General features: G+C 61.0%; 21 protein-coding genes. 14 read left to right on the forward strand and 7 right to left on the reverse strand.

From position 1 onward, the window contains the following. From I6E58_RS05120 to I6E58_RS05135, 4 genes are all read left to right on the forward strand, one after another. On the forward strand, window positions 1-1,233 hold the full coding sequence (locus I6E58_RS05120) for a class I SAM-dependent RNA methyltransferase (RefSeq protein ID WP_197131094.1): 1,233 nt from the start codon (window positions 1-3) through the stop codon (window positions 1,231-1,233). An 83-nt stretch (window positions 1,234-1,316) separates the two neighbouring features. Continuing rightward, window positions 1,317-2,027: a response regulator gene (locus tag I6E58_RS05125; RefSeq protein ID WP_197131096.1), complete on the forward strand. Its 711-nt coding sequence runs from the start codon at window positions 1,317-1,319 to the stop codon at window positions 2,025-2,027. Further along, complete coding sequence (locus tag I6E58_RS05130; RefSeq protein WP_197131097.1) at window positions 2,017-3,342, forward strand: sensor histidine kinase; 1,326 nt, start codon at window positions 2,017-2,019, stop codon at window positions 3,340-3,342. Before I6E58_RS05125 ends, I6E58_RS05130 begins: the two co-directional genes overlap by 11 nt. After that, window positions 3,339-4,388 (forward strand): hypothetical protein, encoded by a 1,050-nt coding sequence (locus I6E58_RS05135; RefSeq protein WP_129071973.1) that lies wholly within the window; start codon window positions 3,339-3,341, stop codon window positions 4,386-4,388. Before I6E58_RS05130 ends, I6E58_RS05135 begins: the two co-directional genes overlap by 4 nt. Window positions 4,389-4,940: 552 nt before the next feature. On the opposite strand, the gene I6E58_RS14170 is transcribed toward I6E58_RS05135, so the two are convergent. Then, the gene (locus I6E58_RS14170; protein WP_129071972.1) at window positions 4,941-5,177 is read right to left on the reverse strand and encodes an acyl-CoA carboxylase subunit epsilon; all 237 of its coding nucleotides are present in this window, start codon (window positions 5,175-5,177) and stop codon (window positions 4,941-4,943) included. Continuing rightward, window positions 5,174-6,745 (reverse strand): acyl-CoA carboxylase subunit beta, encoded by a 1,572-nt coding sequence (locus I6E58_RS05145; protein ID WP_129073518.1) that lies wholly within the window; start codon window positions 6,743-6,745, stop codon window positions 5,174-5,176. Before I6E58_RS05145 ends, I6E58_RS14170 begins: the two co-directional genes overlap by 4 nt. A 153-nt stretch (window positions 6,746-6,898) precedes the next feature. Here I6E58_RS05145 and I6E58_RS05150 point away from each other — a divergent pair, with 153 nt between their 5' ends. The 3 genes from I6E58_RS05150 to I6E58_RS05160 all read left to right on the forward strand — a co-directional run bounded on the left by I6E58_RS05150 (window position 6,899) and on the right by I6E58_RS05160 (window position 9,604). Continuing rightward, complete coding sequence (locus I6E58_RS05150) at window positions 6,899-7,675, forward strand: biotin--[acetyl-CoA-carboxylase] ligase (protein ID WP_129071971.1); 777 nt, start codon at window positions 6,899-6,901, stop codon at window positions 7,673-7,675. Window positions 7,676-7,678: 3 nt separating this feature from the next. Beyond that, complete coding sequence (locus tag I6E58_RS05155; RefSeq protein ID WP_197131098.1) at window positions 7,679-8,218, forward strand: PH domain-containing protein; 540 nt, start codon at window positions 7,679-7,681, stop codon at window positions 8,216-8,218. A gap of 84 nt (window positions 8,219-8,302) precedes the next feature. After that, window positions 8,303-9,604: a UDP-glucose/GDP-mannose dehydrogenase family protein gene (locus I6E58_RS05160; RefSeq protein ID WP_197131099.1), complete on the forward strand. Its 1,302-nt coding sequence runs from the start codon at window positions 8,303-8,305 to the stop codon at window positions 9,602-9,604. On the opposite strand, the gene I6E58_RS05165 is transcribed toward I6E58_RS05160, so the two are convergent. After that, complete coding sequence (locus I6E58_RS05165) at window positions 9,503-10,183, reverse strand: GtrA family protein (protein WP_231595147.1); 681 nt, start codon at window positions 10,181-10,183, stop codon at window positions 9,503-9,505. The genes I6E58_RS05160 and I6E58_RS05165 overlap by 102 nt on opposite strands. Between I6E58_RS05165 and I6E58_RS05170 the strand changes: the two genes are divergently transcribed. From I6E58_RS05170 to I6E58_RS05180, 3 genes are all read left to right on the forward strand, one after another. Then, entirely contained in the window at window positions 10,182-11,294 is a 1,113-nt protein-coding gene (locus tag I6E58_RS05170; protein ID WP_197131100.1) for a 5-(carboxyamino)imidazole ribonucleotide synthase, read from the forward strand. The genes I6E58_RS05165 and I6E58_RS05170 overlap by 2 nt on opposite strands. Window positions 11,295-11,363: 69 nt before the next feature. Continuing rightward, entirely contained in the window at window positions 11,364-11,858 is a 495-nt protein-coding gene (gene purE, locus I6E58_RS05175; protein ID WP_197131101.1) for a 5-(carboxyamino)imidazole ribonucleotide mutase, read from the forward strand. Continuing rightward, a complete protein-coding gene (locus tag I6E58_RS05180; RefSeq protein ID WP_307841987.1) occupies window positions 11,855-13,201 on the forward strand; it encodes an LCP family protein in 1,347 nt (448 codons plus the stop codon). Before purE ends, I6E58_RS05180 begins: the two co-directional genes overlap by 4 nt. Window positions 13,202-13,274: 73 nt before the next feature. Here I6E58_RS05180 and I6E58_RS05185 read toward each other — a convergent pair whose 3' ends face one another. Continuing rightward, entirely contained in the window at window positions 13,275-14,426 is a 1,152-nt protein-coding gene (locus I6E58_RS05185; RefSeq protein ID WP_129071965.1) for a glycosyltransferase family 1 protein, read from the reverse strand. A gap of 22 nt (window positions 14,427-14,448) precedes the next feature. Beyond that, window positions 14,449-16,422, reverse strand: coding sequence for a DUF6541 family protein (locus I6E58_RS05190; RefSeq protein ID WP_197131103.1), 1,974 nt, complete (start codon window positions 16,420-16,422; stop codon window positions 14,449-14,451). A gap of 149 nt (window positions 16,423-16,571) precedes the next feature. Here I6E58_RS05190 and I6E58_RS05195 point away from each other — a divergent pair, with 149 nt between their 5' ends. Genes I6E58_RS05195 through glf form a run of 3 tightly spaced genes read left to right on the forward strand, consistent with a single transcriptional unit; the run spans window position 16,572 to window position 19,532 of the window. Further along, entirely contained in the window at window positions 16,572-17,522 is a 951-nt protein-coding gene (locus I6E58_RS05195) for a glycosyltransferase (protein WP_197131105.1), read from the forward strand. A gap of 2 nt (window positions 17,523-17,524) precedes the next feature. After that, window positions 17,525-18,364 carry a glycosyltransferase gene (locus I6E58_RS05200; RefSeq protein ID WP_197131107.1) on the forward strand — a complete coding sequence of 280 codons (840 nt, stop codon included), beginning with the start codon at window positions 17,525-17,527 and terminating at the stop codon, window positions 18,362-18,364. A 10-nt stretch (window positions 18,365-18,374) separates the two neighbouring features. Next, window positions 18,375-19,532 (forward strand): UDP-galactopyranose mutase, encoded by a 1,158-nt coding sequence (gene glf / locus I6E58_RS05205; RefSeq protein ID WP_197131110.1) that lies wholly within the window; start codon window positions 18,375-18,377, stop codon window positions 19,530-19,532. 62 nt (window positions 19,533-19,594) lie between these two features. On the opposite strand, the gene I6E58_RS05210 is transcribed toward glf, so the two are convergent. Beyond that, complete coding sequence (locus I6E58_RS05210) at window positions 19,595-19,822, reverse strand: DUF6752 domain-containing protein (protein ID WP_197131112.1); 228 nt, start codon at window positions 19,820-19,822, stop codon at window positions 19,595-19,597. After that, a complete protein-coding gene (locus I6E58_RS05215; RefSeq protein WP_197131114.1) occupies window positions 19,810-21,405 on the reverse strand; it encodes a LicD family protein in 1,596 nt (531 codons plus the stop codon). Before I6E58_RS05215 ends, I6E58_RS05210 begins: the two co-directional genes overlap by 13 nt. A gap of 239 nt (window positions 21,406-21,644) precedes the next feature. On the opposite strand from I6E58_RS05215, the gene I6E58_RS05220 reads away from it, so the two are divergent. Then, on the forward strand, window positions 21,645-23,351 hold the full coding sequence (locus I6E58_RS05220) for a CDP-glycerol glycerophosphotransferase family protein (RefSeq protein WP_197131116.1): 1,707 nt from the start codon (window positions 21,645-21,647) through the stop codon (window positions 23,349-23,351). Window positions 23,352-23,427: the final 76 nt, after the last annotated feature.

Below are 23,427 nucleotides of genomic sequence, written 5' to 3' on the forward strand. Positions count from 1 at the left end.
ATGGGTGAATTGCTGGGCAAAATGATCGAAGTAGACGTTACCAACATTGCGCACGGGGGTGTCAGTGTGGCGCGGTACGACGGCCGTGTCGTGTTCGTCTCCGACGCGATCCCGGGAGAGCGGGTGCTCGCGCGCATTACCGACGACAAAAAGAAGTCGTTCTGGCGTGCGGAGACCGTAAAGGTTGTCACGCCGAGTGAGCACCGCCAAGAGCACGTCTGGTCGGCGGCGAGCGTTGATCGCGATCCCGACAACCGTGCCGGCGGAGCCGAGTTCGGCCACATTGAGCTCAGCCACCAACGCGAGCTCAAGGCTCAGATCCTCAGCGAGTCGCTTGAGCGTATGGCCAAGGTCACGCTCGCGCCGGTCGTTGAGGCGGTTCCCGGCGACGACGAACGCCAGGGACTCGGATGGCGCACACGCGTCAGCCTGCACGTTGACGAACACGGAAACGTTGGTCCGTTCGCGGCTCGCTCTCACCGCGTTATCTCGGTCGCCGATCTGCCGCTCGCCACTGCCGAGCTTTCGGATGGCGCACCGCTCGATCAGAACTTTTCTGGCTTCGATCGCGTTGACGTGCTCAATCCCAGCAGCGGCGGAGTTCGCCTCATCATGGGCAAGCAGAAGCCTCAGGTCATCACCGAAACCGTGGGGGAGCGCGAATTCACGCTGCTCGATTCCGGGTTCTGGCAGGTTCATCATGGTGCTGCTCAGGTGCTGACCTCGGCGGTGCAAGACGCTATTGACCCCGAACTATTTGACCCTGCGGCATCCAACTTGGATCTCTATGGTGGCGTTGGCCTCTTCGCCGCGGCCGTGGGCGACAAGTTCGGCCCCGCGACCAAGATCACCTCGGTGGAAGCGGAGTCGGCTGCCACCGACCATGCCGCGCGCAACCTCTCGGAATGGTTGGGTGCTCGCGCCGAAACGGGTCGCGTCGACCACTGGCTTCGCCAGCACCTGAAGGAAGCGACGGCCGCTGAACGCACGCGCCTTGAGAAGGCCACCATCATTCTCGACCCGCCGCGTTCAGGTGCTGGTCGTGAAGTGGTGGACCTGGTGGCTCGCGCTCAGCCAGCCCAGGTCGTTTACGTTGCCTGTGACCCGGTGGCGTTCGCGCGGGATGTCGCCTTCTTCGCGGAGCGCGGCTACGAGCTCTCGAGCGTTCGCGCTTTCGATCTCTTCCCCCACACCCACCACGTTGAAGCTGTGGGAACGTTCACACGTCGCTAAGTAGCCGTGTTGAGTGAACTAAAGCAGCATGATCGCGCTCTATCGCCGCTACGATAGGGCACAGAAACTCAGGAGGACGCCCCATGGCCCAGACAGAATCAGCCGGGACAGAGACGCCCGATCAGAGCGCCAATCAGAATATTGCCGTTGCGGTAGTAGATGATCATGAATCAGTGCGCTTGGGACTCAAAGCGGCGTTCATTGACGCTGGCTATGACTTCGTTCTCGCCGCGGCGACCGTGAAAGAGCTGGTCGAAGGTCTGGCCGGACGCGAAGTTGACGTTGTTGTTCTCGACCTGTCGCTCGGCGACGGCTCGACCGTCACCGACAACGTTAAAAACGTGCAAGCTACGGGGTCCGCGGTTCTCGTGCACAGCATTGCTGACCGCGTCGCTAGCGTGCGTGAAGCGCTCGCCGCCGGAGCCGCTGGGGTTATTCCGAAGTCGTCTGCCACCAAGACCGTTCTGGCTGCTGCGGCAACGGTGGCGCGCGGCGAGGTGCTGAATAACCTTGAGTGGGCGACCGCGATTGACGCCGACCGCGACTTCTCCAAAGCACAGCTCGGGCGCCGCGAACGCGAAATTCTTCACCTCTACGCTTCGGGCCTGCCTCTCAAACTGGCGGCGCAGCAGTTGGGTATTGGGTATTCCACCGCTCGCGAGTACCTCGACCGAATTCGCGTGAAGTACGTCGAGGTTGGGCGTCCGGCGCCGACCAAGGTGGACCTCCTCCGTCGTGCCGTCGAAGACGGTATTTTGCCCGGCTTGGACTCTGAAGGCGGCGATGGCCGCTAGCCTCGCGACGGCGCGACCGGCGCCCACGGCGAAGCAGCCGCGAAATCCGATCAGCCGGAAGCAGGTTGAACGGGTAATCTCGCGCTCGGTCGCGGTGATCGGCGTCGTTTTCGGCGCACAAACCGTGCCGTGGCTGCTGGGTCAAACGGCCGAGGCTCAGCCATGGTGGTTGCTGAGCGTTGTCCCTGCCCTCTTTGGGCTTCTCATCGTTGTCGTCGTCGCGTCATTCGCCAACCGCGCCGTGCGAGCGATGCACGGAACGTTCGCCGTGGTCTATTTCTTGGCGCTGATCAGCTGGCCGTTTACGGTGCTCCCCGGTGCTGAAGTATTCAGCGGGATTCATTGGCTGAACTATCTCCTCACGGTTGCGACGGCGATGGCAGCGATCGCCTTCAGCCGCATCGTGGCGACCGTCTATTTATTTGCCGCGCCACTGGTGTACCTGATCGTGCGCATCTTGCCGGTTGGCGGCAGTGCGCCGTGGCAACTCGCCGTGCTCGAGGCTGTCTACGCGCTCATTTTGGGCAGTGCCATCATGATCATCGTCACGATGCTTCGACAAGCAGCGACCAACGTCGACAACGCTCAAGCAACGGCACTGCGGCGTTACGGCAATGCGGTACGTCAACATGCCACCGAGGTCGAGCGAGTTCAGGTCGACTCGATCGTGCACGACAGCGTGCTGACCACCTTCATTTCGGCCGCCCGCGCCTATTCGCCGGATGCCCAACGACTTGCCGCGGTCATGGCAGGAAACGCAATTGGTCACTTGCGTGAAGCTGCGGCGACCTCGCCCGATGACATCTCTACTGTTCAGGCCACCGACCTCGCTCACCGTGTAATTACGTCGGCTGAGTTGCTTGCCTCAAACTTCACGTGTGCCGTTCGGAGCGTCGGTGCGCGGTCGCTGCCGGCTGCCGCCGCTGAAGCCGTTCATTCCGCGGCCGTCCAGGCGATGATGAACAGCCTCCAGCATGCGGGCGGCTCCGATGTACTGCGCAGCTGTGAAGTACGCGGACTCGAGGGAAATGGCATAGAAGTGGTCATTACAGACACCGGTGCCGGCTTCGACCTCGATCGAGTACCTCACGAGCGACTTGGCGTGCGCGTGTCGATAGTGGAGCGCGTGGCAAACGCCGGTGGGCGCACCGCTATCGCCTCGATCCCCGGAGAGGGAACGCGGGTGTGTATTCAGTGGCCTCATGGCAATCTCAGCGACGAGGTCTCGATGCGAACCAAGACTGAAGCTGCCGCAGCAACGGCAGCTGAGCCCGCACCGACAGCCGCACCGACTGAGCCGGAAGGAACGCTGTGAACATCGGAGTTCCCCGCTATCTGATCGTCGGCTTGGCCGCGCTCTTCTCGGCGTACCACATCGTGTTGGCCAACTACACGATCGATATCCCGAATCGCCCCGGACCGATCTATATCGCCATGGTTCTCTATGGCGTCGCCACCATCGTGAGCTTGCTCCCTTGGGGCCCCCTGCGCATGCCCGTGTGGATGGCGACGTTCAACTTCGCCACCGTGGTGGCCATCTCGCTGTTGGTTGCAAACGAACTCGATTTCACCCGCGAGGGTGGCACGGGCTACGCGACGTGGTACGTCGCGGCCAGCGGAACGCTCCTCACCATCACCTCGACCCGGGGTCGTCATACTTTTGCGTGGCTGGGGATCGGGTTCCTCGTCGCGCATACGTTCAGCCTGGGGCCAGTGGGCCCGGCAGGATTATTCAGCCTCGGAATCGTCGGCAGCGCATCCTGGGTAGCGGTGTCGCACGTGCTCAGTAGCGGCTTAGCTAAGGCATCCAAAGACGCGCAGCGGTTCATCTTGGCGGAGCAGGAAGCGACGGACTGGCAAGCGGCGCAGGATGCTCACGTACACGAGCGTCAGTTTAGGTTGGAGCAAACCGGAACCATGGCTCTGGAGATGCTGGAACGAATTCGAGAGACGGATGGCGATCTCTCGGATGCAGAGCGACGCGAGTGTCTGAATCTTGAGGGTGCGATTCGTGATGAGATTCGCGGTCGCAAGCTGCTCAACAACGCTGTGCGAGACCAAGTCATGATTGCGCGACGTCGTGGTGCGACCGTTACGTTGCTTGACGAGGGTGGTATCGACGATCTCTCTGACGACGATCTCGATCGAGTGCTCAATCGACTCGCTCAGGCGATTCAATCGACGAGTGCCGACAAGGTGATTGCACGCACAGTACCCGAGGGCTCGGATGTCGCGATCACCGTCGTGGGACTGCACAGCGCCGGCGATGGTGAATCAAGCGCGCTAGGCCAAGACTCTCTCGAAGAAGACGTCGTTGACATCTGGCTGGAGATTCCGCGCGTCGATACCGTCAGCGCCTAGGTGTCTCTCAAGCCCTAGGCATGCTTGTAAGGGCCTCTCGGCTTTTATGCGCCCGCAATCCCGCTGTGGTGCACCGCGGGGCCTGAAAGCAGCCCTCGCGGCGTTACGCGGCCCGCTGGCCGCAACGGCGGCGGCAGTGTGCCCCGGCTGCCTGCCGCGAACTGCGCCGTTAACGGCGGAAGGGCCGGAGTGGCTATAAGAAGCACTTCTCCGACCCTTCGCTAGAACCCGGATCAGGACGATAACCCGAATATCGTCCTGATCCGCCCCCAAAGAATTGGCCCGCTTACCCTAGTCGGCCAATCTTTGGCGGTGTAACTCCTATGGAGATTCACCTAGCAGTTAATATTCTGCACCACTCAAACAACTAACAAAGTCGGTTTTTAGGGGGACTCTCGGGGGACAATTTACGCATTCAAGGTGTGAATTGACCTGAATTGCCCGCTTTGCAACGAAATCCGTACCCCGCGAATGGGGTACGACTTCGAAACCACAGGTTTTAGGCGAAACACCTAGGAAAACCACCGTCATCGAGCCTCGAGCACCCTTGTGCTAGCGCCGAGCGCTCGCGTTCCATGCCCCGGGGCCCGGATGAAGCGGCTCACGAATGGGGCGCTGACTGCGCGCCCACGCCGACACGGGAGCCACATCATCCGCTCCGGCAAGCTCTGCTGACTCCAGAAGGGCAGCACGAACAACAGCGGTAACCGCTGCTGCTTCTTCGGGCGTGACATTGCGAGAGACGATGCGGATGTCGGCCGGCTCATCCTGAGCATTTTTGCCGGTCACAGTGGAATGTTTCCGTGCTTCTTGGGCGGCACGCTTGCACGCTTCGTGCGAAGCGCACGCAGTGCCTTGACGACCTGCACGCGAGTGGCGGCAGGCTCGATAACGCCATCGAGCTCGCCGCGCTCAGCCGCGAGGAACGGGCTAGCAACGTTGTAGGTGTACTCGTTAGCGAGGCGCGTGCGCACGGCAGCGACATCCTCACCAGCGGCCTCTGCAGCTTTGATTTCACCGCGGTACAGGATGTTGACGGCGCCCTGGCCGCCCATGACGGCGATCTCAGCGGTCGGCCACGCGTAGTTGAGGTCAGCGCCCAATTGCTTGGAGCCCATAACGATGTACGCCCCGCCGTAGGCCTTACGAGTGATGACGGTGACGAGCGGCACGGTCGCTTCGGCGTACGCGTAGAGCAGCTTGGCGCCACGACGAATAACGCCGGTCCACTCCTGGTCGGTGCCGGGAAGGTAACCGGGAACATCCACCAGGGTCAGGATCGGGATGCTGAAGGCATCACAGAAACGAACGAAACGTGAAGCCTTTTCCCCGGCCTCGATGTTGAGGGTTCCGGCCATGGCCTGCGGTTGGTTGGCAACGATGCCGACCGAGCGGCCTTCAACGCGACCGAAACCGACCACGATGTTGGGAGCAAACAGCGGCTGCGTCTCGAGAAAGTCGCCGTTGTCGACGATGTGCTCGATGATCGTCTTCACGTCGTAGGGCTGGTTAGGGCTGTCGGGAATGATCGCGTTGAGCTTGCGATCCTCATCCGTAATCTCCAACTCAACTTCGCTCTCGTAGATGGGAGCATCCGACATGTTGTTGTCGGGCAGGAAGCCCACGAGGGTGCGCGCGTAGTCGAGAGCATCCGCTTCATCACTAGCGAGGTAGTGGGCAACACCCGACACCTTGTTGTGGGTGAGCGCGCCGCCGAGCTCTTCCATGCCGACGTCTTCACCGGTGACGGTCTTGATGACATCGGGGCCGGTCACGAACATTTGGCTGGTCTTGTCGACCATGATCACAAAATCGGTGAGCGCGGGGGAGTAGACGGCGCCACCGGCAGCCGGGCCCATGATGATGGAAATTTGCGGGATGACACCCGATGCCTGAGTGTTGCGACGGAAAATCTCGCCGTACTTGCCGAGAGCGACAACGCCCTCCTGAATGCGAGCGCCGCCGGAGTCGAGCATTCCGATGATGGGAACGCCGGTCTTCATGGCGTGGTCCATGACCTTGATGATCTTTTCGCCGGCAACCTCACCGAGCGAGCCACCGAAGATGGTGAAGTCTTGGGCATACACGGCGACCTGGCGACCGTGGATGGTGCCAACACCGGTGACCACAGCGTCGCCATACGGGCGCTTCTTTTCCATCCCGAACGCGTGCGTGCGGTGACGAACGAACTCGTCGAGCTCTACAAACGAGCCGTGGTCGAGCAACTGCTCGATGCGCTCGCGGGCCGTCATCTTGCCCTTAGCGTGCTGCTTTTCGATGGCCGCGTCGCCGCTGGCGGTCACGGCTTCGTGATAGCGGTTCTTGAGATCGGCGATCCTGCCGGCGGTCGTGAACATGTCTGGAGTCGAGTTGTCTTCGGTCACTGTGTCACTTTACCCACCCATCCGGTGCTTGTGTGGTTGGCGGAACCCACAAGTTTGCGGGCCGATTCATTGAGGAAACACTAAAAGCATCGCGGGCGCGGGGTCGAAGAGCCCTACGCTAAAGCGATGGACCTGCCACTCAGTACCGCCGTTGTTCCCCTTCTCGAGCAGATCGATGAAGTCGGCTCGACGAACCAAGAGCTGCTTGCGCGTGCGGCCCGGGGCGAGACTCGCCACTTGGCTGCGCTTGTTACCGCCAATCAAACGGCGGGGCGCGGCCGGCTCGGGCGGGAGTGGGTAGCGCCTGCGGGTAAAACCTTTGCGGTGTCTGTGCTGGTCGCTCCGCCCCACGCGTCCGTCGAAGCACTGTCGTGGATGCCGCTGATCGGCGGTCTAGCGATGGCCCGTGCAGTGCGCGCTCTGGTGAGCGATCGCGCGGTCACTCTCAAATGGCCCAACGACGTTCAGATCGAGGGCCTCAAGGTGTCGGGGCTGCTCTCGGAACTCGTGGCGGGCGGCACCGGAGTGATCGTCGGGGCGGGCTTGAACCTCACGATTGAACGTGACGAACTGCCGACATCCGTGTCGACATCGCTGCTGCTCGAGGGAGTGCAGCCCGAGTTTGACGATGCGCTCAGCCGTTATCTGACCGAACTCGTCGCTCTCGTAGACCAATTCGTCGCTGGCGGTCTCGATGCTGTGCGCAGCGGTATCGCGGATGCTGTGCGGGCCGAGTGCGGCACCATTGGCCGGCGTGTTCGGGTCGAATTGCCGGGAGGTAAGCGTATTTTCGGCACGGCTGAGACGGTGGATGACCAAGGCCAGCTCGTCGTCCGGGATGATGCGAACGGCTCGTTGCAGCACGTCGCGGCGGGCGACGTCACTCACCTGCGGTATGAATGATCTATGCCCCATGAGATGAGCGTTCAACGCGAAGCCATCGTTGCTCGTGTGCGCTCCCATGCCCGGGTGCTAATCCTTCCTGGCATTGTTCTCATCGTGACTGCGGCTGCGCTTGGTTACTTCTTCGGCAGCTTTCCCGAAAACTGGCAGAATCTCGCCCTACTCGCGGTGGGCCTGCTGCTGATCGTCGTCGCCTGGTTTTTGCCATTCTTCAGCTGGCTGGCGAGAAACTACACGATCACCACCCGCCGCGTTGTGCTCTCCAGCGGCGTCTTCGTGCGGGTGCGTCAAGAGCTTCTTCACAGCCGAGGTTACGACGTCACGGTTCGCCAAACATGGATTCAGCGGATGTTCGGTAGCGGTGACCTGTTAATCAACGCCGGTCACGAGTACCCGGTCGTGCTGCGCGATATACCTTCTGTTGCACTCACGCAGGCTGCTCTGCATGACCTCATGGAGAACAACCAGAACGTGGTGTCGATGCGTCGCCAACGCGAAGAAGAGCATCCGCCAGACGAGACCACGGTCTGGGGAACGCGCTAAAGGCGCACGCCGCTTTCTAGGACGGTATCGCCGCGCTTGGGGATAGATGCCTGTTGGCAACCCTCATCAGGTATGGTGCGCAGCGTGAAGATTTCAGTTATTGGTTGCGGATACTTGGGTGCCGTCCACGCATCGTCACTGGCGAAGCTTGGGCATGATGTGGTGGGCATCGATGTCGATCAGGCGAAAGTCGACTTATTAGCCTCAGCTCACGCTCCGTTCTACGAGCCGGGATTGCCAGAACTGCTCGAGGAAACCTTGGCTGCCGGAACGCTCGAGTTCACTACTGATCTCGCCCGCGCCCACGATGCCACCGTGCATTTCATCGCTGTCGGCACACCGCAACAAGAAGGCTCCAACGCAGCCGATCTGCGTTTCGTCGATGCTGCCTTCGACGCGATAATTCCCCATCTGGCCCCCGGCGACGTCGTGGTCGGTAAGTCGACTGTTCCCGTCGGCACGGCTGAGCGCTTAGCCGCTCAGATCGAAGCCGTGGGAGCCCATCTGGCCTGGAATCCCGAATTCTTGCGTGAAGGTTACGCCGTAAAAGACACCATCAGCCCTGACCGTCTCGTGTACGGCGTCCGCGCGGGCGATGAGCACTCGGTGGCGATGCTCGACGAGGTTTATGCCTCGGTGCTGGCCCAGGACATCCCGCGTCTCGTCACCGACTTCGCGACCGCCGAGCTCGTCAAGGTTGCGGCTAACGCGTTCTTGGCGACCAAGATTTCGTTCATCAATGCGATGGCCGAGGTCGCTGAAGTCACCGGTGCCGACGTCACCCAGCTGGCGGATGCCATTGGTTACGACCAGCGCATCGGTCGCCGTTTCTTGAATGCCGGTCTCGGTTTCGGTGGTGGATGCCTCCCGAAAGACATCCGCGGATTCATGGCCCGCGCCTCCGAGCTGGGTGCCGGTGACGCGCTCAACTTCTTGGGAGAGGTAGACGCGATCAACCTTCGCCGTCGCGAGCGCATGGTCGATCTGTGTCGCGAAGTACTGGGCGGCACGATCGAGGGGGCGCGCATCGCCGTTCTTGGCCTGGCGTTCAAACCTGATTCTGACGACGTTCGTGACTCGCCGGCCCTCGACGTTGCGGCGCGGCTGGCCGAGCTCGGCGGCCGAGTGCGGGCAACGGATCCTCAAGCGATTGAAACATCGCGCCGCATCCGGCCCGGTCTTGACTATGTTGAAACCGCGCTCGAGGCTGCTCAGGACGCGGATGTCGTCTTGGTGCTGACCGAGTGGCGTGAGTATCGCCAGCTCGATCCCGCGGCGCTTGCGTCAGTCGTCGCGGTGCGCGCGATCCTCGACGGTCGAAACTGCCTGGACCCGGTGAAGTGGCGCGAAGCCGGCTGGGGCTACCGGGCGTTGGGGCGCCCCTAAAGCATCCGCGCTTTCGAAAGAGTCTTCGTTTTCGACGTTCTGAGGAGTCTCGGCGCGTTCGGCGAACACCCACGTGCGATAGCCCCAGAAGCGAAAAATGGTGCCGAGCGCAAGGCCGATCACGTTGCTGGAGATGTTGTCTGCCAGCAATGAGGTGTAGCCCAAAACGTAGTGGGAGACCACGAGGCAGCTGAGCCCGATGGCGATGCCCCCAAGGCTCACGAGGGCGAACTTGAACCCTTCCTGAACCGGATGCTGAAGTGTCGTTCGACGAAATGTCCAGTAGCGGTTGCCGAGCCAGTTGGCCACGATCGCGACCGCCGTGGAGGCGATTTTCGCGAGGATTGGCCCTTCATGCAGCAGCTCGGGGGCGAGCACGGTTGTGCGCAAGATGTTGAAGATCGTGACGTCAATGACTACTCCCACGGCACCGACGAGTCCGAAGCGGCTGAGCTGAGTGATGAGTGAACGCACGAATCCGCCCGATAGATAAGCAAAGATAGAGGGAGCGGTGAAATTGTAGCTGCGAAGTCTTGCACGATCCTGATAATCAGTCAGGGCTACCTCTGGAGAGTTCATGTCAGTAAAAGTCGGAGTAATCGGTGGTGGCCAGCTCGCCCGCATGATGATCCCGCCCGCTATCAACTTGGGGATCGACATCCGCGTGTTGGCAGAGGCCGAGGGCTCTCCGGCCGCTCTCGCCGCAACGGCGGTTGGCGACTATCACTCAGTCGATGAAGTGCTGGCATTTGCTCGCGAGGTAGACGTCGTTACTTTCGACCACGAGCACGTACCGCAAGAAGTCTTGAAGGCGATGGTCGCGGAGGGAATCGCGGTGCATCCCGGCCCGCACGCGCTGCTTTTTGCGCAAGACAAGCTGCAGATGCGCCAACGACTCGAGCAGCTCGGGTTGCCGATGCCGGCGTGGGCAAAGGTCACGACTGTCGCCGACGTCGCTAGCTTCCTTGACGCCCACAATGGGGTTGGCGTTCTCAAGACGCCGCGCGGGGGTTACGACGGTAAAGGCGTCAAGATCGTTCGTGCCGCAGCGGACGCCGCAGACTGGCTTGCCGCTGGTGAACTCTTGATCGAAGAGCTGGTCGATTTCAGCCGAGAATTGGCACAGTCCGTTGCGCGCAATCCTTCAGGAGACGTTGCGTTGTGGCCGGTGGTCGAGAGCATTCAGCGCGATAGCGTCTGTGCGGAAGTGACGGCGCCGGCTCCCGGCGTCAGCGCCGAGCTCGCAGACGAGGCAGCCGCGATTGCTCGCACAATCGCCGAAGGGCTCGACGTTACGGGCGTGCTCGCGGTCGAGCTCTTTGAAACGACGGATGGCCGAATCGTGATCAACGAGCTGGCGATGCGTCCGCACAACACGGGTCACTGGAGTATCGACGGATGCCAAACCAGCCAGTTCGAGCAGCACCTTCGTGCGGTTCTTGACTTACCCCTCGGCGCGACTGATTCGCGCGAGCCGTGGTCGGTCATGGTGAATATTTTGGGCGGACCAGTCGGCCAAGAACTCCACGAGCGTATCGGTGCCGCTACGCTCGCGTCGCCGGGGACCAAGATTCACGACTATTCGAAGCAATCACGGCCCGGCCGCAAAGTGGGGCACGTGACGGCGTCTGGATCCACTCTCGACGACGTTCGCGCCAACGCCCGCGCGGCCGCAGCGCAGTTCGACTAGTCTCACGGCGGCGGTTGCCCGCCGTGTGTTGAGAACAGCGCATCCAAAACCGGCAGATAGGATCCTCTTATGTCTTCACCGCTCGTCTCGATTGTCATGGGATCTGATTCCGATTGGTCCGTAATGAAGGGCGCAGCAGAGATCCTCGCTGAGTTCGATGTGGCCTGTGAGGTCGAGGTCGTTTCGGCTCATCGCACGCCCGATCGCATGATCGAGTTCGGCCGGCAAGCAGCATCCCGCGGCGTCAACGTGATCATTGCGGGAGCCGGCGGTGCCGCGCACCTTCCGGGCATGGTCGCATCCGTCACCACTCTTCCCGTTGTGGGCGTTCCGGTCCCTCTCGCGAAACTTGACGGTCTTGACTCGCTCTTATCGATCGTTCAAATGCCTGCCGGTATCCCGGTTGCCACGGTCTCCATCGGCGGAGCCACGAACGCAGGACTACTGGCGCTTCGCATCATCGGCTCGACGGATGCCGCCGTTGCCGACAAACTGCAGGCCTACGCCAGCGGGCTCGAAGCAATGGTTGCTGAGAAAAATACCGCGTTACAGCGACTGCTGTGAGTACTTCTAGCTCGTTGCGGGCTCCCGACGTCTCGTCGACGCCCGTCATGACCCGTCGGGCATGGTGGTTGGTCGTGCTCAACATCTTCGTGCCGGGGTCGGCCCAAATTTTGGCGGGCAGCCGCCGACTTGGCCGTTTCGCCGTGGTGGTGACGGCTCTCTTCTGGCTGCTGGTCGCGATAGCCATTGGCCTATTTTTCGGCGCTCGTGAACTCTTCCTGTCGGCCTTCACCAACGCTGTGGTGCTCGCTGTCGTCGAAGTCGTGCTGGTTGCGTATGTCCTGCTGTGGATCGTGCTCGCAATCGACTCGCTGCGGTTGGCGCACATCAAGCGCGCGAGCGCTGGCTCTCGACCGTTTGTCGTCGCATTCGCTCTGATCGCTCTAGTGGCATATTCCAGCGTTGCGGTTGCCGCCGTCAACATCGTGGACTCTGCGCGCTCGACCATTTCCGAGGTATTCAGCAGCGCGGATTACCAAGAACCGAGCGACGGTCGCTACAACATCCTGTTGCTGGGTGGAGACGCCGGACCTGACCGAGTTGGCTTGCGACCCGACAGCATTTCCGTTGCGAGCGTCGATGCTGAAACCGGCGAGACAACGCTCATCGGCATCCCGCGCAACCTCGAATCGATTCCCTTCGTTGAGGGCTCACCTCTCTACAATGACTTCCCCACGGGATACGACTGTGGAGATGAGTGCTTGATCAGCTATCTCTACACGTACGGCGAAGAGAACCCCGATCTCTATCCCGATGCTGAGGCCAACGCGAGTTCCGCCGGCGTCGAAGCGATGCGCGATGCTGTTGCCGGGGTCACGGGGCTTGACCTTCAGTACTACGTGCTCATCGACATGAAGGGCTTCGACGATCTGATCGATGCCCTCGGCGGAGTAGTCATCAACGTCACTGAGCGGCAACCGATCGGCGGCGACGAAGACGAGTTCGGGCAGCCGATAAACGTGGATGGCTGGGTTGAGGTAGGCGAACAGCGTCTCGGCGGCTGGGAAGCGCTCTGGTACGCGCGAGCCCGTCACGGGTCGAACGACTACGACCGCATGCTTCGGCAACGAGAGGTGCAAGAAGCAATCTTGCGCCAATTCGAACCCACCAACATTCTGACGAAGTTCCGCAGCGTGGCGGATGCCGGCAAGCAGGTCGTCACGACCGACATTCCGTCGGTGATGCTCGGTCTCTTTACCGGCCTCGCGAGTAGCGCGCGGGACTTCCCGATCGCAACGCTCGAGCTATCGCCTCCCACGATTGATGTGGGAAACCCCGACTACGACTACATCAGGCAGCTGGTGGCCGAAGCGCTCGTGAGCTCAACTCCCGCCGAGGAGTAGTCTGCGCCCTGCTCCCTGCTCCCTGCTCTCTGCTCCCTGCGCCTTCCGCTGAGGTTGCGGTCAGCCGCAAAATCTACAGATCAGCGTGTAACTGCCACACTTTGTCGGCCGCGGCCTGCCAAGTGAAAATGCGGGAGCGGTCGAGGCCCCTGACGCTGAGTTGACGTTCGAGTTCGGCATCGTCGGCGACATCGGCGAGAGTCTGCGCGAGTCGTTCGGGGTAGGTCTCTGGTGAGTTGCGGGGGACCGCAATGGCGGCATCTCCGCTCAGCTCGACAACGGCGGGGGTGTCGGAGTGCACAACCGGGGTGCCGAGTGAGAACGCTTCGAGAACGGGCAAGCTGAAGCCCTCCGCGATGCTGGGGTACGCGAAGATCGTGGCGTTGTTGAGGGCAACGGCAAGATCTTCGTCGCCGAGCACTCCCAAGTGCCGCACGCGCTCAGGGCTGAGCCCGGCTTCGGCGATGGTGCGGGCAATATCGCGCTCGCCCCAGGCCGGAGGCCCGGAGATCAGAAGGGGGATGTCGGGCGCATCGGGGTGAGCCATCGCCTGGATCAGCGCCTCAAGGCCGGTGTGAGGCGCGAGAGTGCCGGTGGCCAGAATGTAGCGTTCGGGCAGTTCGAGGGCGAGAGCGCGGGCTTCAGCGTTGAAGGGCTGAGAGAGGTGGCCGGTGGCGGCGCCGGAAATGACGCGCACTCGATCGCCGAAATTCATGATCTCGTTCAGTTCGCTCGCGACCGAGTGGCACGTCACGACTACGGCATCCGCATATTTATAAGCGCGTTTGGCCATTGCTTTGTTCCACGCGACCTGGCGACTACTGAGCGACTCGGGGCTGGTCCACGCGAGCAGGTCATGGATCGTCACGACGGTCTGCGTGCCGACGTCGTTGACCCGGTCATGGCGGGCGAGTGGAGCAAACAAGCTGGGGGAATGTACGAGACCTTTTCCCGACATCCGGGTTGCCGGGATGCTGGTGACGCCGTGTTGCCACGCGCGAACGAGAGCGTCGTGGCCGAGGCGCAGAGTGCTGAGTTCTGCCAGACCGGGGAATGTCTGCTCAATGTATTCCGCGCTGCTGCTGTTGTGGGAAACGATTCCGGTGACTTCGCAGTGGGGTGGTGCACCAACGATGAGCTGCTTGACCAGTTCTTCGGAATAGCGGCGTAGATTGCGCGATGCGGGCGCAGCAATGTCGTCGAGGACGACTCGCAGGGTGGTCATCGCCATAGGTTTCCTTTGTCCGTTAGTCGCACGCGGTGATTTTATACAGTCCGACGTCGCCGCTCGTATACAGGGGTTCTACTGCCTGTGAAGTTGCCAGCCGGGTGAGCCCGTCGAAGTTGTGTTCTTCGCCGTGCACTTCGCGAGTGCCAAAATCTAATGCGTACCCCACTTCGAGGGTCGCGAGAGCATCGCAAACGCTAGTGTAACTAGCCGCGTCGCGAAGTCGCTCGCCGATGAGCCGAGACTCGGCGCTGTCGAAGCCTCCGACGTGGGGAAGCATGGCCTCGCGGTCGGCGATGGCGTAGACGAGCCCGGCGCCGGTCCACGGGCTGCCGGCCACGACGGCATCCTTCGGAACGTACTCAGCCACGTGCTCAAGAACGTCTAGTTCGTCGGCGGTCAGCAGCGGTGCCTCGTAATCCTCGTCGTCAGGATCGTCGGTGATGACGTAGTTGCTGCGAGCTTCGAGAGTTGCCACGTGCAGCGAATAACCCTGAGTCGCCAGCAGCAGCAGCGCTACGGCCGTGATGGCGAGTGAGCGTTGCCGGGAACGTGCATCGACGTTGGCGCTGACCTTCGTGGGTTCGCGCGTGCGAATCGCGTCGTATACGCGCACGAGGCCGAGCGTGGCCAGCGGAAGCGCCACGATGGGTAGAAGTGAACCCAAGCGGTGACTATCCCCGTACCAGGTGCCGACAAGCAGCGACTGCAGCAGCGAGTGCGGCATTGCTGCTGCAGCGATGTACAAAATGCCCACGATGCTGAAGTTGAGAATCAACCAGCGCAGCAATGGCTGCTGCCGAAGCTGAAGAACGCCAACGATCACGAGCGCCGTCGCCACGATCGCTATCGGCAACCCGTTAGTTGCATTGGTGAGAACTTCACCGAGGGCTTGAGCGACCGTTCTGATCGGTTCCCACACGACGCTGACGCGAACGACGAGCCAGGCGCCGAGATAGGCGGCGAGCACGAGCGCAGTGCCGACCAGCAGCAGGCGGATCTTACGCGTTGACGCGTGCGCAGCGACGAGTCGCTTGTACATGCGGTGAGCTCCCACGACAACAAGGATGCTGCTGAGGGCGACAAAAGCCATGGTGGCGCTGGGGTGCGCGAGTGTGATTCCGGGAACTACACCGAACAGAGCGAACCAGGCGCGCGATGTGCGCATTTCTGGCTGGTCGCTCAAGCGAGTTGCGATCACCGCGTAGGCGAGCGCTGCGGGCAGCAGGCTGACGCCGAGTAAATAGGGATACAGCACGCCGAAGTCAACGAGGCCGTAGGGGAATGCACCGAATGCTGCCGAGAGAACGCCCGCCCCGACGATGGCGATCGCGCGCGGTCCGAGAATCGTGCGCACGAGAAAGACACAGCCGAGAGGCCAATACACGGCACCGATGAGAATGGAGGTGAGGTTGATCGCCACGGGGATGCTGACGCCGGTGATGCTCGCGCTCGCCGCGGTGAGTGCATGCCAGCCTGCCGGATAGAACGTGCCCGCAGCCGGGTTCTCGATGTTAAATCCGCCGAGAGTGAGCGACGACGCGTTTCCGCTATCGAGTACGTACCTCAGGGCATTGAGGTGAAAGATGTTGTCGTAGGTCTGCGAGATGTTCTCGGGCTCGCCGAACGCAACGATGAAGCGCACGGTGATCGCGATGGCAGCCACTCCGATGCCAAGAGCCGCCCAGGTCAGAAGCCGAACGGGGGGATGAGCAAACGCGGGTTGCGGGCGCAGCCGGTGCCAGAGCAATCGGAAGACCGCGATCACGATGAGCAGCACCACTGTGGTGCCGGCGATGGGAGCGAGCCCCCAGGCGGCGCCGAAAAATGGTGCGGCAATCGACGCCAGAGTCACGGTAGTGACGGAGAACGCTGGGGCAGAGCCGAGCAACGCTATTCCGCGCAGACCGAGCATGGCCGAGAGCAACAGCCCCGGCGCTATGCCAACCGTCAGTATGACCGCGAAAGCTGGGATGGTCTCCCACCAGGTCACTGACGCCCTCCGGGAGATGAATTGAAGCGCTGCACCCGGTAATCCTATCTATAGGAGGTAGCGCCGACCTGTAACGTGTGCAGAGCGCTTCGCTCGTCTAGGGTGAGTGTTGCCCTTCCCTTCGCGACAGTGAGATAGAGATACCGAAAATGCCGCAAGTTTCCCGTGTAGTCGCGGTGGTGGTGGCGTACAACCGGCGCGAACTGCTCATGGAGGCGTTGGCCGCCCTAGCCGCACAATCACGCACCTTGGATGCCATTGTTGTCGTCGACAACGCGTCAGATGACGGATCCGGTGATGCTGTCAGAGCATCCTTCCCTACCGTTGATCTGGTCACCCTCGAACGCAATACCGGGGGAGCGGGCGGTTTCGCCGCCGGAATGGCGCACGCTCTTGAAGCACATGACCCCACGTGGCTCTGGCTCATGGATGACGACACAATTCCGACCCCGTCTGCCGCGGCCGAACTGGTTGCCGCTGTCGAGGCTCAGCCTGAAGTCACGATTGCTGGCTCTCGCGTGATCTGGACTGATGGTCAAGATCACCCCATGAACACTCCGCGCGAAAAGCCATTCGTGAGCGCGACCGAAAAGTCGGCAGCACAGGCGGCATCAACGCTCGCCGTGCGTAGCTCATCGTTCGTGTCGATGTTTGTTTCTGCTGCCGCGGTGCGCCAATGGGGGCTTCCTGTAGCCGACTATTTCATCTGGAACGACGACTTCGAGTTTTCTACTCGACTCTTGCGCAGCAGCCGCGGCATCTTCGTGCCCGCCAGCGTTGTCGTGCACAAGACAAAGCTCCTCGGCTCCACCGACCTTGACCCCGGTGAGCGATTCTTCTTTGAAGTACGCAACAAGGTGTGGCTAATGCGTCATTCGCGAGGCCTCAAGGTTTGGGAGAAAGCGATGTACGGTGCTTCGAGCATCCGTCGCTGGATCCGCACGATTCGGCGCTCGCAGCAGCGCCCGGTTCTCTGGGCAGGGTTACGTCGCGGCCTCGCTGAGGGTGGGCGCACGCGCCCGGTGTCGAATACTGACTACTTCGCCGACCTGCCCGCAGTGGCAGCTGCCGTTGCTCGCGTTGAAGCAGCACGGGGGTAGGCATGGCCGATCACGAACGCGACTTCTCTTTGCTCTTGCCTGTCTATTCAGGCGATCAGTCTGCCTTTTTAGAGCGCGCTTTTCGCAGTTGTCTCGATGATCAGACGCTGCAGCCCGCTGAGGTTGTAGTCGTGCAAGATGGTCCCATTTCTGCGGAGTTGAGCGCGACGATGATGCAGCTAATCGCATCGTCTCCGGTGCCAACAAAGTTGCTGGTTCTGGAGAAGAACCGCGGCTTGGCCCGAGCACTCGATGCCGGTCTCGCGGAGTGCTCCTTCGATGTGGTGGCCCGCATGGATGCTGATGACGTATCGCTGCCCACTCGATTTGAGAAACAGCGGGCGGCGATCGCGGGCGGCCTCGATCTGGTCGGTACCGCGATGTTCGAGTTCGCCGATGACGACGGCTCGGTAATTGGTAAGCGCATTCCGCCCCAGGGTCAAGAAGAAATCGCCCGGTACTCGCGCTTTCACGATCCGTTCAATCATCCGACGGTCATGTATCGCCGTTCCGCCGTGGCCGCTGCCGGTGGTTACATCGACGTCGGCCTCATGGAGGATTACTGGTTGTTCGCCCGCATGATTGATGCGGGCGCGCGCGTGGAGAATTTGCAAGAAGCCTTGCTGATGTATCGAGTCAGTGCGGGGGCGTATACACGCCGGGGCGGGCTCGGCCAGTTGAAGGCAGAGTTGCGTTTGCAAAGGGAGTTTAGAAAGCTGGGGTTCACCACCCCGTTGCAGAATGTTCGTAATGTGATTGTGCGCGGAGGTTACCGTCTGGTTCCTGTCGCGATTCGTCGTATCGCTTACCGTCGGTTTATCGCCCGCGGTTTCCACTCATAAAGGTTGTACTGTGACTCCTGATCTGCTCGTAGTTGGTTCTGGCTTCTTCGGCCTCACGATCGCCGAACGTGCCGCGAATGAGTTGGGCCTCAAGGTTCTTGTCATCGATCGCCGCTCGCACATTGGCGGTAACGCGTACAGCGAGGTGGAGCCGGAGACCGGCATCGAGGTGCACCGCTACGGGGCGCACCTCTTCCACACCTCGAACAAGCACGTGTGGGATTACGTGACTAAGTTCACGCAGTTCACCGACTACCAGCACCGGGTGTACACCAACCACGGTGGTGAGGTCTTTCCTCTCCCCATCAATTTGGGCACGATCAACCAGTTCTTCCGGGCAGCATTCGGGCCGGATGCTGCGCGCGCGCTGGTGGCAGAGCAAGCGTCGGAGCTGGGCGATGCTGAGCCACAAAACTTGGAAGAAAAGGCTATCTCGCTGATTGGTCGTCCGCTGTACGAGGCGTTCATTCGCGACTACACCGCGAAGCAGTGGCAGACGGCGCCGACCGACTTGCCGGCCGAAGTGATTAGCCGACTTCCTGTTCGTTACAGCTACGACAACCACTACTTCAACGACACCTACGAGGGTTTGCCTGTTGACGGCTACACCGCGTGGATCGAACGTATGGCCGATCACCCCAACATCGAGGTGCGTCTCGACACTGACTTCTTTGACGAGAGCCAGCCGATCAACAAGAGTTCGATGGTCGGTCACGTGCCGATTGTCTACACGGGCCCGATCGATCGCTATTTCGACTTTGCCGAGGGCGAGCTGTCGTGGCGCACGCTCGACTTCGAGCAGGAGGTGCTCGAGGTCGGAGACTTCCAGGGCACGCCCGTCATGAACTATGCGGATGCCGATGTGCCGTTCACGCGCATCCACGAGTTCCGTCATTTTCACCCCGAACGCAACTATCAGTCAGAGAAGACCGTCATTATGCGGGAGTTCTCGCGGTTTGCCGAGCGCGAAGATGAGCCGTACTACCCGGTGAACACGGCAGAGGATCGCGATCGCCTCTTGGAGTACCGCAAGCACGCGGATGCCGAGGCCGGAGTGTTCTTCGGTGGCCGGCTGGGTACTTACCAGTACCTCGACATGCACATGGCGATTGCGTCGGCGCTGAGCATGTTCGAGAACAAGCTGCGCCCGGTGTTGCCACAGGCTTAGCGGCAGGGTGGCGACTGCGCTGCTGGGCTGGGCGGTGGCGGGGGAGTGCCGGCTGCTGGCCGTTAGATCTTTTCGCGCAGGCGTTCAAATACGAGGTCGTAGAGCTCGGCTACTCGCACGCTGTCGCTGCGAAGCTCGTCGATTTCTTGACGAAGCTCGGAGATTTCCTTTTCGTAGTTGACGATCCGGCTGGCAAGGCCCGCGTCTTCACTGGAGTGCACGAGCACCTTGATGGTGTTCGCGGTGCGCGGCGCGAGCTTGTTAAGGATGCGTCCAATTAGGCGTTCCATGATGCTGCCTCCGGTTCAGTGTGGCTGGGATGCGATCGTCGGATGACGACGGTTGCGGTTCGCCGGCGACCGTGAGCGGTGCGCCGTGTTGCGGTGTGAAGTAGTTCTGCGGTGAGCCCGTGCGGCGCGATTTCAGAGTGCAACCAGTCGAGCGGATAATGCCACGTGAGCGGATTGTCTCCACGAAAGTGGGTTACCGAGTAGTTGGTGTCGAAGGTGGCGATCGCGAGGCTGTCGGGGTTCATCACGAGTTTGAGGAACAAGAAGTAGTTTGCTCGTCCCTCCTTGGTAAGTCCGGCGAGCACATTGGTGGCGTTGAAATGCCAGCTCGTACCTTGGGTCACGAGCTCGGCGCCGAACGTCAGTAGGTCTCGGCGGTCGTAAATGTTGAGATAGCGGAACTCGACCGCGTGGGAATTCTTCGCCTCTGTTTCGGCACGTGCGTGCGCGCGCGACAGCGCTTTATAGCTGTAGTCAAAGCCGATGACGTGGTGCCCAGCGTTGGAGATCGTGATGGCGTCTGCACCATCGCCTGTTCCCACGTCGACCAACGAAGAGCCGGGAGGGAGGGTGGCCAACACGGTGTCGAGTTCGCGTCGGTGGGAGCGAGCATCCGCGGCAGCTGAAGTGGAACCAGCGGTATGGCGCGATTCCCAAAACACGCGATTGGTGTTCTGCGAGCCGAACCAGTTCTCGAACCGTCGGCGCGTGTTCATTGGCGTGACAAACGCGAAGGAGGGGTTCGGGATGCTCCACGCTGGACCGTAGCAAATCTCAAGCCAGGCTTCGGGGTTGGCGGGCCCCGGCATGCTGATGCCCGCGAACTCGATCGGCACCAGAGGAAGAAGCGACTCGATGGGCAGATTTCCGCGCACATGGATCGGCTGGCAGAACTCGTCGGCGCTGCGATAGAACGCGGTGAAGATATCGACGTAGTGGTCGATGCTGCCGTTTTCGGTGAAGTAGGTGAGTTGAAGGTGCGCGGTTGAGTGGCGCACGACGTCGTAGCCCAGCTCTTCTAGCTCTCGTTGCATCCGATAGCTGGCGAGCGAGATGTCGGCAGGGTCGCTGTGGTCGAGCAGTACGCCGAGGTCGGTGTCGTCGTCGTGGGGAAGGATGTCGCCGTCACGCACTGCGCCCAAGAGCGTGCCGCCGGTGATATAGGCCGTGTAGCCAAGCTCTGCGAGGTGATCGAGGATCTCGTGGGTATGCGCGATCAGGCGTTCGCGAAACGAGGTATCGACCCCGGCGACGCTGACGCCCAGACGTCCCCACTTGTTGATGCTGAGCAGGCGGCCTTCCGCATCGCGCACGGAGACGGGTTTCGAGTTGAGCCCGAACCGCACAGCACCGCTCGCGAGAATCTCGCCGCTGCCGGAGTCCGCCACCTCGAGCTTGGTGGTACCGCTGAGGTAGGGCCGCAATGCGGGGGGCCAATCCAGGGCGATCTTATGGCTGTCGGCGGTTGCGACAAGCTCGGTCGACCAGACGCGGTGACCATCAAAACGAATGTCGACGGCCTGCCCGCTGCCCTGAGCCTCGAACCGCAACTTTCTGCGCGATGCGGTGAGTGGAGTGGTCACAGACTTCCGAATCATTGGTGGCGAGCGCGCTCGCCACGAGGCGTAAAAGGGGAACGTTGAGTGAACGTTCGGTGCCTTTAGCGTATCGGATGCCCACCACACAGCAGCAATACCGGGCGGGGAGCGGATGTGAGCCATTCAGGGCCACTCCGAGCGCAACATGTTAAGGTGCTATTCGCTTGCACTCTTTGTGCAACAGTCTCTCTGGTTCACACCACATCACTAAGAAAATCCACGAAATGAAACTATTCTCCCGCTCGTCTGCGAATGATCGAGGTTCATTTGCCAAGCGATTTGAGCAGGCGAATGGTCTCGAACTCGTCGCGAATGCGCTCGCTTCCTTCAGCGTTGTGTCGCTGCTGCTGGGTATCGAGCTGTGGCTGGCGCTCGCGGCCGCCGGCATCGCCTTTGCCGTGATCGTAGCTTTCGGATTGCCCGCGCTGCGCAAAGGCAAAGGATGGCGCCAATACGTAGGGCGCTTCGTACTGTCTCGTGTGTTGATCCTGATTGCTATCGGCTACGCCTACGTGCGCACGAGTGATGAATTACTCGTGTGGGTATCCGTCGGCATCTTGAGTTTCTTAATCGGTACTGAGGTCAATTGCGCCAAAGTAGCCGCCGGCGCTATCCCCTATGGTGTAAATCTTCCTGGCGTCTCAGTACGCAACTACCCGCTCTTTAGGGTGAACTTCATCTTTCTGGTGAACGTTATCGCGATGTTCATTCTCGCGGCATTGGCATGGTTCGGAGTGAACCCGTGGATCGGAATTGCGGTCACGCTTGTCGCTGCGGTGCCCACGAGCATTTCTCTCTTGGACGGTATTCTTCGCGTGCGAAGCCGCCGAATTGCGGAACGCCAGTTGCCTTCTGCTCTCGCGGCAGTCGCCCCGACGTTCGCGGTGCACTGGGACGCGCCGGCGAAGACCGACTACCAACTCGCGATGTGGCTGCCCTACCTTGAGCGGTTGAATAAGCCATTCATCGTCGTGGTTCGCAATCGAGCGTCGTTCATCGCGGCTTCCAAGCTCACGACGGCGCCAGTGCTGCTACGAAGCGTCGTCGCGGATATGGATGGCGTGATCGCATCCACTCTCAAAGCTGTGTTCTACGTCAATTCAAATGCACGTAACGTGCACATGGCGCGCTACACCCACCTCACTCACATTCAGCTCCTTCACGGTGAGAGCGATAAAGCTCCAAGCTTCAACCCGGTCCTCCGCATGTTCGATAAGAACTTTGTGGCGGGCCAAGCGGCTATCGATCGCTTTGCCCGTGCCGGTATCGAGACGGCTCCGGGGTGGTTCTCGATCGTGGGGCGGCCGCAGGTTGAGAACATCGCCGTTGCGGGTGAGACCACCGATCGCAGCGGGCACAAGACTGTGATGTACGCCCCCACTTGGGCCGGCTATTTTGCCGACTCGAACTATTCGTCGTTGCCGATCGGTGTCGCGGTAGTTCAAGCTCTTCTTCAACGCGGAGCTCGCGTGGTGTTCCGCTCCCACCCGTACACAGCGGTCAACGCGTCGCACGCGGCGGAAGCAGAACGCATCGTGGAACTGCTTGCTGCCGATCGAGCCGCGTCGGGACGCGAACATTTATGGGGCCCCGCTGCCGAAAAAGACCTATCGACGACGGAATGTTTCAATATTTCCGACGCTCTGATCTCAGATGTCTCGAGTATCGTGCCTGACTTCCTTTACTCCGAGAAGCCATTCGCTATCGCGGCCATCGCTGCCTCAGAGGACTTCGTCGAGGAGTTCCCTCTAGCTAAGGCTTCCTACTTGCTTGCGCGCGATGGCTCCAACATCGAACAAGTGCTCGATGAGTTGCTTGTAAATGACTCGTTGCTCGAAGAACGTCGCAATTGGAAGAAGTACTACTTAGGCGATTTTGCGCCCGAGGGCTACGTCGACGTGTTCCTTAACGAGGCCGGCAAATACGTGTAAAGATGCTCGCGTTTGCTTCGCTTTTTCCGTATGTTCACCGTCCGTTCACGTTAGACTCATCCGCAGGCTCGCCGTC

The sequence above is a fragment of the Salinibacterium sp. SWN1162 genome, from assembly GCF_015864675.1.
GTDB lineage: Bacteria > Actinomycetota > Actinomycetes > Actinomycetales > Microbacteriaceae > Rhodoglobus.